The sequence below is a fragment of the Novosphingobium sp. KACC 22771 genome (genome assembly GCF_028736195.1).
GTDB lineage: Bacteria > Pseudomonadota > Alphaproteobacteria > Sphingomonadales > Sphingomonadaceae > Novosphingobium.
This window is the reverse complement of the sequence record NZ_CP117882.1, coordinates 353,924-365,019: the sequence shown is the minus strand read 5'-3', so window position 1 is coordinate 365,019 and position 11,096 is coordinate 353,924. Positions and strand designations below refer to the sequence as shown.

The following is an 11,096-nucleotide window of genomic DNA, read 5'->3' as shown; positions in this document are numbered from 1 at the left end:
TCACATCACCACGAAATAATGGATGCGATTGGCATTGGGCACTTTTTCCGCAACGCCCACAAAGACATGCTGACTGAGCCATTCATGCGGCCCGGCGGGAGCGTCAAAACGCGGGGTCACGCGCATGTAGTAATCGTCGAAACCCACAGGCTCGTTGCGGCGCATTTTTTCGGCAATTTCCGGACTGCGCGCCCAACGAAAGCCCCTGTTTTCCAGATAGATGATCGCGCCATCCTCGGCCTCCAGCAAATAGCGCGCGTCAAAGTCGATCACTCCGTTGGGGCGCGAGAGCGGATAGTCGCCGCCTGACATGGGCACTACCCGCCCGTTCAATCGCGGGCCCTCGATCACGCCTCGCGCCGCGAAAATTGCCGCGCGCGTATCCCCCCTTGCTCCGGGCGTTATCCAATAGGGCCGCGAAAGGTCGATGGAGATGGTGAAGGCATGTTCCAGCCGGGGCAAAAATGGGTGGTTTTGGGTCATGCGCTTGTCATGATCGCCATGTGTTGATTAGTCAACATGATTCCCGTTGCATTTGTTTGCCCGCTTTGGCAGCGATGAAAAGATGACATTGCCACGGACCTGGGACCTGTTTGGCGGCTCTCACCTGCCGCATCGCCTGCTGCTGCTGGCCCGCATGATGGATCGCGCCACGATGCAGCAATTGCAGGAGCATTTTGGCCTCACTCTGGCCGAATGGCGGGTGCTGGCCTTCATCTGCTCGGTGGGTCCGGCCAGCGCGGCCGACATCGGCACCGCATTTGAAGCCGATCGCGCTGAAGTCAGCAGGGCGGTTAAACGGTTGATCGATGCCGGGATGATCGAGCGCAACAACAACGAGCATAACCGCAAACGCCAGATCATCTCCGCCCTGCCCACCGGAAGGGCGATCTTTGATCGCGCCCGAAAAATGCGCGGCGATTATTTCGAGTTCATTTTGCAGGACATTGATGCGCCGACGCGCGATGCGCTGAACGACGCCTTGCGCAAGATTGCGGTGCGGGTGCGCGATCCCAAGCCGTGATCAGGCCGCCGAGCGTAATCTGAAGATGGAATCCAGCATCGACAGGCGCTTCATGGTGCCGATCGGTTGATTCGCATTCCAACCACACGCCGTTGCGCCCAACACCTCGTCCGCCAAATTGACACAATTATGAATGAGAATATTTTTCCGGCGGGTTACTGCCGCCTCACCCAAACGCCTCGCCAATGCCGGTCTGTAATGGCATCGGCATCAGGAAAATTTTAACCTCCCTGCCCGTCCTTGCGGCGCAAAAGGGCCAAATTCGGCCATTCGCGCGACCATCTGCAACCATTTTCGCGGCCAAGGAAACGGGCAGGATTTATCCAAATTTGTCCAATATATCATTTTCCAAGATCACCGAAGCCGTGAACCAACTTAGTTGAAACTTAACCAAATCTCACCTAATCCACGCTTACAGGTTGCTCCGATGGCTCGGTGAGAACCGGAGAAGGTATTGCCTGCGGTTCGCTTCAGGCGGTCATAAATGTTTTGTGGGGGCAGAGGGCGATATTTCCATACAGTGATTAAAGGCGTCAGCAGGTCCTGACCCACGCTTTGTTGCGTGGTGCCTGATCTGCCTGCAGTTCTGGTCACAAGGCTTCCTTGGCACGCGTCGGCATGCGTCGGCGCGGATGGTTTGTCGCGCCCTGTTCGTTTGGTTTTTCTCGTGAACAGGTGGATAGTTATGAAACAGCGTCGCGGATGGTTGCTTTCCAGCTCGGTCCTTGCTCTTGGCGCCATGGCCTCGGTTCCGACCGCCGCTTTGGCCCAAAGCCTCCCGGTCAATGTGACCAACGGCAATGGCGGCACAGGCTATGTTGTTTCAGGCGACACCTCGCTCCAGAGCGCCAATCCCACAAAGGTGACCGGACCGACGCTTTCGGTGGGCAGCAACAGCAGCCAGACCGTTTTCACCAATTATGCCACCGCGGGCGGCAACGGATCGGGCGGCGGTGCGGGTCTTGGCGGCGTCTTCTTCGTCGACAATGGCGCCACGCTTACCCTCAACAACGTCAGCTTTGCCAATAATACCGTCACCGGCGGCCAGGGCGGCGGCATCGCCACCTCGTCGGTTGCCCCCATCGCGTTCACGGTGACCGGCGTCACCGCCGATGCCAGCGCCGCGCAGATCTATCGCCCCTCGCTTTCCAACGGCTCGAACAGCCTCATCACCAACGTGAACGGCCAGTATTACCTGACCGGCGTGGTGGCCACCGGCGACAACCAGTTGGTCACCCAGGGCGCAGGCGTCGCCGTGGCAGGCCAGAGCAACGGCGCCAGCGTCGCCGGCACGGTCGGCTCGACCATTTCGAGCATTGCCAATGTGGGTGTCGATGCCAATGGCAACGCGCTCAATCTTATCACCTTTACCGATCCGATTGCGCTGCCCACCTCGGATCTTGTGACCGGCACGGTCGTTTTCAGCAGCACCACCGTGACGCTGGGCAGCCCGGTTCACGTTTCCATGCTCCAGCGCGGACAGCAGGTTTTCCTCTCGGACGGCACAACCGCCAGCATCGCTTCGATCACGTATGACTCAAGCGATCCGAGCAACCCGGTCATCACCGGCTTCACACTTGACCATGCGGTCAGCAACGTCACCGTCACCGCCGTTTCGGTGACCGAAGTCAACGTTGCCCGCTTTGCGACCAGCAGCACCAGCACGCTGTCCAACACGATTACCCCGATCGCGGGCATGACCGGCTTCAAAGTGGGCATGGTCATCACCGGCAATGGCGTTCCGGCCAACACGGTCGTTACCGCGGTCGATGCCAATACCGGCGCGATCACCCTGTCCAATCAGGTCGATCTGAGCCAGGTCTATTCCTTCAAGGGCACCTTCAGCCCGCTGATCTCGAACACCGGCGGCAACGCTGTGGTTCAGGTCAATTCCCTCACCGGCCTTGCCGTGGGTGAAACCGTGTCGGGCACCGGCATTCCCAACGGCACCGTCATCACCGCGATCGACACCACCACCAACCAGATCACGCTGAGCAATGTCATTGCCGCCAACGGCGTGTCGGCCATCAATGCCAGCAAGCAGATCCTCACCTTCAACCCCGTGCTGGCCATCAACCAGACCGGCGGCAGCAGCGGCGTGGTCACGGTGGGCACCACCACGGGCCTCACCGTGGGTCATCTGCTGGTGGGCGACAATGTGCCCGCCAATGCCGTGATCACCGCCATCGATCCGGTCACCAAGACGGTTTCCTATCAGGTCAACGCAGCGGCCGGCAATCTCAACACCGGCGGCTCGATGAACAATCTGGCCTATATCGGCACCGTGGGCGGCAATGGCACCGGCGGCGCGGATGGCAGCGCCTTTTCCGCGATCTTTGTCGATGGCGAAGGCTCGCCGGGCAATAACGGGCGCAATGCATCGAACGGCACCAATGCGCCGGGCGGACGCGGCGGCGTGGGCGGCAGCGGCAGCGCGGGCGTGCCCTTCAACGCCCAGGGCACGCTGGCGGTGGCCAATGATGCCTTTACCCTTGGTTTTGACATTGCCGAAGCGGCGGCGGCTCTGGCCCAGTTCACCCCCAATTTCGCCGTGTCGGCGATCAAGGTGGCGCGCGCGGCGCTTGATGGCGTGACGCTGGCCAATGATATTCTGGCGCTGGTGACGTGGAACATCGCGCTGGCCAACGGCACCGTGGCGCATGGCGGCGCGGGCGGCCAGGGCGGCAATGGCGGCAACGGCTCGACCTTCTACGGCGGCGGCGCGGGCGGCCAGGGCGGTTCGGGCGGCGCGGGCGCGCTCTCGCAGACCGACGGCGGCGCAGGCGGTGCGGGCGGCGCGGGCGGCGCGGGCGGCTTTGGCGCGGGCGGCGGTTCGGGCGGTCTCGGCGGCGCGGGCGGCTCGGGCGGCCAAAGCATCGCGGGCGCGGCGGGCGCGGGCGGCGTTGCTGGTTTCGGCGGCGGCGTGGGTTCGACCGGCACCTCGGGCGGCGGTGGCGGCTCGGGCTTTGGCGGCGCGATCTTTGTGCGCAACGGCGGTACGCTGGTGCTGCAGGGCAACGGCATTTTCCAGAACAACGCGGCGCTGGCCGGGTCGAGCAACAATGGCGGCGCGGCAGGCCAGGCGGCGGGCGCGGACATGTTCATCATGACCGGCAGCAACGTGACGCTGCAGCCGGGCACCGGCAACAAGATCACCTTCTATGATTCCATCGCGGATGACAGCGCCGCCAGCATCGGCACGGCCTCGATCGCGGCGGGCAGCGGCGCCTCGCTCAAGATCGTGGGCGGCGGCACGGTGCAGTTCTTTGGCACCAACACCTATTCGGGCACGACCGAGATTTCGGGCGCCACGCTGCAGGCGCAGGACGGCACCGGCATCAATGCCATGAGCCATATCCTGTTTGACGGGTCGGGCACGATCGGCACGGGCCTTTCGACCAGCTCGGCCGGTGTTCTGCTTTCGGGCGGTACGTTCAGCCGCGCCGTCGGCAATCAGCCCAACAACGTCTCCTGGGCGGGCAGCGGCGGCTTTGCGGCCACCTCGGACGGTCTGACCATCAATCTGGGCTCCATCAACGGCGGCGTCGGCCCTGCGCTCACCTGGAACGCGGGCGGCTTTGTCACCTCGGGCAGCACGCTGGTGTTCGGTTCGGATGCGACCGATGCCACCGGCTCGGTCAATTTCCTCAACGCCATCAACCTGAGCGGGCTGGATGGCAAGATCGCGGTGCTGCACAACAGCGGCGCGACCACCAACGGCAGCACCAGCTTTGACGCAACCATGCAGGGCGCGATTTCGGGCGGCACGCTGACGGTCAATGATGCCTATAACGGCTATACCGGCTCGCTGCTGCTGACGGGCCAGAACAGCCTGAGCGGCATCACCGTCAATGGCGGTCAGGTTTCGACCACCAATGGCACGACCAGCGGTCGCCTGATGAACGCCATTTCGGGCGGTTCGGTGCAGGTGAATGCGGGCCGCCTGGTGCTGGGCGGCGCAGAAGCGCTGACCACGGCCAATGTGGCGGCGGGCGCCATGCTGGTGGCCGCGGGCGCCACCACCGCCACCGATATCACCAATGCGGGCACCACCACCTTTGGCAACACGCTGAGCGCCAACTCGATCACCAATTCGGGCACGCTCTCGCTGCTGGGTTCGACAACGGTTGTGGGCGGCGTGACCAATCAGGCGAATGGCGCGCTGTGGCAAATGGCCAACCTGTCGGCGGCCAGCGCCAGCAACAATGCCAATGCGATTTGGGATCTTTCCGGCAATCTGACCGCTTCGGGCACGGTGACCAATGATGGCATGCTCAATGTGGTGGGCACGCTTGCGGGCAACCTGTTGAGCGAGACGGCGGCCACGCGCACCATCAACACCACCGGTTTCGGCGGCGCCGCCACCGGCAATGTCAATCTGGGCGGGCTGTATAATGCGGCCAACACGCTGGTCATCAACCAGTCGGGCAACTCGACCTACAACGGCATTTTCTCCGGCACCGGCGGGCTGACCAAGACGGGCGCGGGCGTGCTCAATCTGGCCGGGGCCAGCACCTTCACCGGGCCGCTGGCAATCAACGGCGGCACCATCAACACCGCTGCGGGCGGCACCTTTGCCGATACGCTGGATGTGACGGTGGGCGCATCGGGCGCCTATGTGGTGGGTACGAATGACACGATCCATTCGGTGACCAACAGCGGCGCGACCACGGTCAATGCCGGGCTCAACCTTGCCACGCTGACCAACAATGCCACCGGCACGGCCACGATCAACGGATCGCTGACCAGCTCGGGCGATGTGTCGAACGCGGGCACGCTGGCTTTCGCTTCGGGTTCGACCGGCTCGGTCGGCGGCGCGCTGAACAACACCGGCACGATGACCTCGGCGGGACAATTGACCGTTGCGGGCCTGTTGACCAATGACACCACCGGCATCGCCACGCTGGGCTCGGCGGGCTGGACGCTGCTTGACAGTCTGACCAACAACGGCACGCTGACGGCCTCTTCGCCGCTGACGGTGACCCATGCCGTGACCAACAGCAGCACGGGTACGCTGACCCTGAATGCAGGTTCGCAAGGGCAGTTCGGCAGCCTGACCAATGCGGGCACGGTGGGGGTCAATGACTCGCTCAACGTTTCGGGCGCCTATACCCAGAACGCGGGCACGCTGAACGTGGCCAGCGGCAAGACGATCACCACCGGCAGCTTCTCGGGCACGGGCGGCACGGTCTCGCTGGGCGGCACGGGCAATGTCTTTACCATCAACCAGTCGGCCAACGGCACCTATTCGGGCGTTGTGACCGGCACGGGCGGCGTTTACAAGCAGGGCCTGGCCACCTTGACGCTGGCGGGGGCTGCGGGCAGCTTTGCGCCGGGACAGCTCATCGTTCATGAGGGCGGTGTGACGGTTGCCAATGCGGGCATTCTGGGCGGCGCGCTGCCCGTCCGCACCGATGCGGCCGGTACGCTGTCGCTGTTGGGTGATCAGTCGATCCTCGGCCTGCTCAACAATGGCACCACCAACCTTGTCGCCGATCTGACCACGTCGAGCACCGTCACCAACAACGGCCTGATGAATGTGATCGGCACGGTTGCGGGCGATCCGACGACCGAAACGGCGGCCACCCGCACGATCAACACCGCAGGCTTTAACGGCGGCGCGGCGGGCAACGTCAATCTAGGCGGGCTCTACAATGCGGCTAACACGCTGGTCCTCAACCAGTCGGGCTATTCGACCTACAACGGGATCTTCTCGGGCGCTGGCGGGTTGACCAAGACCGGCAATGGCGTGCTTGACCTGACCGGGGCCAACACGTTTACCGGCCCGCTCAACATCAATGCAGGCTGGGTCCAGGCCGTATCGACCGGCACCTTTGCCGACACGCTTGATGCCACGGTTGCGGCCAATGCGGGCTTCTATCTGGGCGTGAATGACACGATCGGCTCGCTCAACAACAGCGGCACCACCTATGTCGCTGCCGCGATCAGCCTGAACACGCTGAACACGACCGCGACCGGCTATACGCAGGTCTATAACACGCTCAACGCATCGGGCGATGTCAGCAACGCAGGCACGACCCGCTTCAGCACCGGCTCGGTGGAAAACCTTGCGGGCAATCTCGTCAACACCGGCGACCTGCGCTCGCGCGGCACGTTGAGCGTTGCGGGCCGCTTCACCAATGACACCACCGGCACCACCACGCTCGGCTCGGGCATCTATGCCAACAACGGCACCAGCCAGTTCGGCTCGGTGCTGAACAACGGGCTGATCGACGCCTGGACGCCGCTGAACGTGACCGGCAATGTCACCAACAGCGCCACCGGCACGCTGAACCTGCATCTGGGCGCGGCGCCCACGTTCGGCAGCCTGAACAATTCGGGCACGATCAACGCTTCGGACAATCTGTCCGTTTCGGGCGCCTATGTGCAGGATGCCGGTACGCTCTCGCTGGCCGATCATCTGGTGATGAACACCGGCAGCTTCTCGGGCGCGGGCGGCTCGGTGTTGCTGGGCGACGGCACGGGCTGGGCCATTAACCAGACCGCCGACGGCACCTATTCGGGCATGATCGGTTCGCTCAGCGGGAATGCCTCGAGCGCCAACATCTTCAAATATGGCAATGCGGCGCTGACACTGAACGGCGGCGCGGGCAGCGTGATGGCCTCATTGCTTGAAGTGGCCAACGGCACGCTCAACGTCGCCAGCGCCAATGCGCTGAGCAGCAACATGGCGCTTTACGTCAATCCGCAGCAGCAGGGCGCGGCCCCTGTGCTCAATCTGCTGACCGACCAGTCCGTCACCTCGCTCTACACGAACGTGGGGGGCGTAACGAACCTGTCGGCGGATCTGTCCACCAGCTCCTATACGCAGGTTGACGGCACTCTCAATGTGCTGGGTGCGGCCACGCGCACGGTCAACACGCCCTATCTGCTGGGCGCGGCGACGGGCGTGATCAATCTGGATACCAATGGTACGCTCAACCTCAACCAGTCGGGCAACTCGCTCTATCAGGGCGTGTTCACCGGCGGCGGGGCGCTGACCAAGAGCGGGAACGGCACGCTGCTGCTGAGCGGCGCCAGCACCTTTACCGGTCCGCTGACCGTCAATGGCGGCACGATTGACACCACGCCGGGCGGCACGTTTGCCGATACGCTGAACGTAACGGTCGGCGCGGCGGGCGCGTTGATCGTCGGTGCGGCCGATACGATCGGCTCGATCAACAACAGCGGCGCCACGACCGTCAATGCGGCGCTTTCGCTGGCATCGCTGACCAACAATGCGGGCGCCGCCGCCACCATCAACAGCGCGCTGACCAGCAGCGGCGCGGTCTCGAACGCAGGCACCCTCGCCTTCGCTCAAGGCAGCACCGGCACGATCGGCGGCGCGCTCACCAACACCGGCACGCTGACCTCGCAAGGCGTGCTGCAGGTGGCAGGGCTGTTCACCAACGGCGCCTCGGCAACCGCCAATCTGGGCACGACCGGCGGCAGCAGCTTTGGCAGCCTTGCCAATGCGGGCATGCTCAACGTCAATTCGGTTCTGTTGGTCACCGGGGCCGCGACCAACAGTGCGGGCGGCACGGTCAATCTCAACGCCGGGACGCTCTCGGAACTGGGCAGCCTGAACAATGCGGGCACTTTCACCGCCTCGTCCTCGCTGCTGGTTGACCACAATGTAGCCAACAGCGGCACGTTGACGCTCAATGCTGGCAACGCCTATCAGTTCGACAGCCTGACCAACAGCGGCGCGATTGCGGCCAAGGCCGACCTCTATGTCGCCAATGCCTATACCCAGAATGCGGGCAGCCTGGTTACCAGCAACAATGCCACGCTGACCACCGGCACGCTTTCGGGCACCGGCGGCACGATCACGCTGAACGGCACCAGCACCTTCAACCTCAACCAGACCGCCAACGGCACCTATTCGGGCGTCATCAACGGCACGGGCACGGTTCAGAAGTATGGCACGGGTGTCCTCACGCTGAACGGCGGGGTCGACAGCTTTGCTCCCAGCGCGCTCTCGATCCACTTTGGCGGGGTGACGGTGGCCACGGCCGACCTGCTCGACCATGCGCTCAATGTACAGATCGACACGCCCGGCACGCTGACCCTGCAGGCCAATCAGACCATCCACAATCTGACCGGCAGCGGCGTGCTGAATATCGGCACCAACGTTCTGACGCTGGCCAATGGCGGATCGTTCAGCGGCGCGGTGCAGGGCACGGGCAATGTCGCGGTGACCAACGGCACCTTCGACCTTAGCGGCCAGACCAGCTCGACCTCGGGCACCTTTACGACGGGCACCGGCACGACCCTCAACGTCACGCCGACCGGCAGCATCGTTGCCCCGACCGTGACGCTGACCAATTCGACCGTCAACCTGTCGGGCAGCGTCGCGGCCTCCACCGTCAATGTCGCTGGCTCCCTGCTGCACATGGGCAACGGCATCGATCTGGGCCAGAGCGGGGCGACCACGGGTCTGGTGACCTCCACCAACACCTATGTCGTCAACAGCGGCGCGATCACCGGCAACGGGTCAATCACCGGCAACACCTTTGTCGGCGGCACCACGGCGGGCACGATCGCACCGGGCAATTCGCCGGGCGTGCTCACCTTCGGCAATCTGAGCTTTGCCAACAATGCGTCCGCCATCATGCAGATCGACGGCAATGCCGGGGCGGGCGCGACCGGCGGCTATGACCAGATCATCGTGACCGGCAACCTGTCGCTGTCGGGCTCTTCGGTGCTCAACCTCACCAAGTCGCTGCCTGCCAACAATTATGTCATCCCGCTGGGCTCGGGCATCCAGATCTTCAAGGTCGCGCCGGGCAAGACTTCGGGCTTCTTCGGCTCGGTGGTCACGTCGAACTTTGCCCAGCCAGTGGCCTTCAACCTGTCGAACGGCACCGTCTATGGCATGGGCAGCTATACCCCGGCCAGCTTTGCCGCCGCGGTGGCCACAACCGACAACCAGAAGGCGATCCTGAGCAAGATGCTGGTCAACACGACCGGCGGCACGGCTCAGTATTACGGCGGCAATCTGCTGGGCGCCCTTACCTCGGCGCTGGCCGCAGGCGGGGCCAACACCGCCAGCGTCTTCCAGCGCTGGTCGCCGCAGGGCTATGGCGCGATCCTGGATCAGATGCAGCTTGCCTCGCTCGACGGTCTGGCCGAGGTGGGCGGCTATCAACAGCTCAACCCCGGCCACATCCGCGCCACCGGCTCGATCGAGCGCAGCGGCATGGATGGCGTCAAGGTTGCGGGCGACAGCTGGAACCGGCATCGCGGCACGGCCTATAACATCGGCTTCTCGGGCGATCTGAAGTTTGCCCAGTTCAATGCCACCTACAGCCACACCAACGGCACCTATTCGAACGATTATCTGTCGGGTTCGATGCCGGGGGATCAGTTCGCGGCGGGCGTCTCGGCCCCGCTGACGGGCAATCAGGCCCTGCGCGTGTTCGCACGCTTTGCCTATGGCACCTACTCGGCCCATGGCAAGCGCGTGACCCTGACCGGTGCGGCCGATTACAGCACCAGCGGCGCCAGCACCACGACCTATGGCGGCGGGTTTGAATATCTCAAGGCCTATGGCCCGCTTACGGTCGACCTGAGCGCGGAATACATGGGCATGACGCAAAAGGTGAAGGGCTTTACCGAAAGCAGCCCCACGGTCAGCTCGCTTGACCAGTTCAGCATCGCGGCGATGAACCGCAATCAGCAGCTTGGCCGTCTGCGCGCCAAGTTTGATTACGGCTTCTCCAAGGTGGTGGGCGGCTATGTCGATCTGGGCTACACCCATGCCTTCGGCAATGGTCAGACGATGATTGGCGCAACGCAGGTGGCCGACCCCATCTCGTTCTCGATCAAGGGCAGCGGCCTTGCCGCCGACCGGGTACAGGCCAGCGCGGGTCTGCGCTTCACCCTCAGCCCGAATGTGCAGATCAATGCCGATGGCGGCGTGGGCAACAATGGCCTGTTCCGCTTTGGCGGCGGGGCGCGCATCGCCTTCTGATCTCGACATTGACATGACCGAAATGAGAAAGGGGTCGGCTTTCATGCCGGCCCCTTTTTCTTGGTTGGAAAGCGCCGCGCCCCACGGCAGGCCGAC

3 protein-coding genes are annotated in these 11,096 nt (G+C 63.7%); 2 read left to right on the top strand and 1 reads right to left on the bottom strand.

Annotated elements, in window-relative coordinates; all coding sequences use genetic code 11:
* Complete coding sequence (locus PQ467_RS18600; RefSeq protein ID WP_274177026.1) at positions 1–483, bottom strand: DUF3237 family protein; 483 nt, start codon at positions 481–483, stop codon at positions 1–3.
* An 82-nt stretch (positions 484–565) separates the two neighbouring features.
* Between PQ467_RS18600 and PQ467_RS18595 the strand changes: the two genes are divergently transcribed.
* Both PQ467_RS18595 and PQ467_RS18590 read left to right on the top strand, forming a co-directional pair.
* Positions 566–1,024 (top strand): MarR family winged helix-turn-helix transcriptional regulator, encoded by a 459-nt coding sequence (locus PQ467_RS18595; RefSeq protein ID WP_274177025.1) that lies wholly within the window; start codon positions 566–568, stop codon positions 1,022–1,024.
* 685 nt (positions 1,025–1,709) lie between these two features.
* Positions 1,710–11,000 carry an autotransporter-associated beta strand repeat-containing protein gene (locus PQ467_RS18590; RefSeq protein ID WP_274177024.1) on the top strand — a complete coding sequence of 3,097 codons (9,291 nt, stop codon included), beginning with the start codon at positions 1,710–1,712 and terminating at the stop codon, positions 10,998–11,000.
* Positions 11,001–11,096 lie beyond the last annotated feature (96 nt).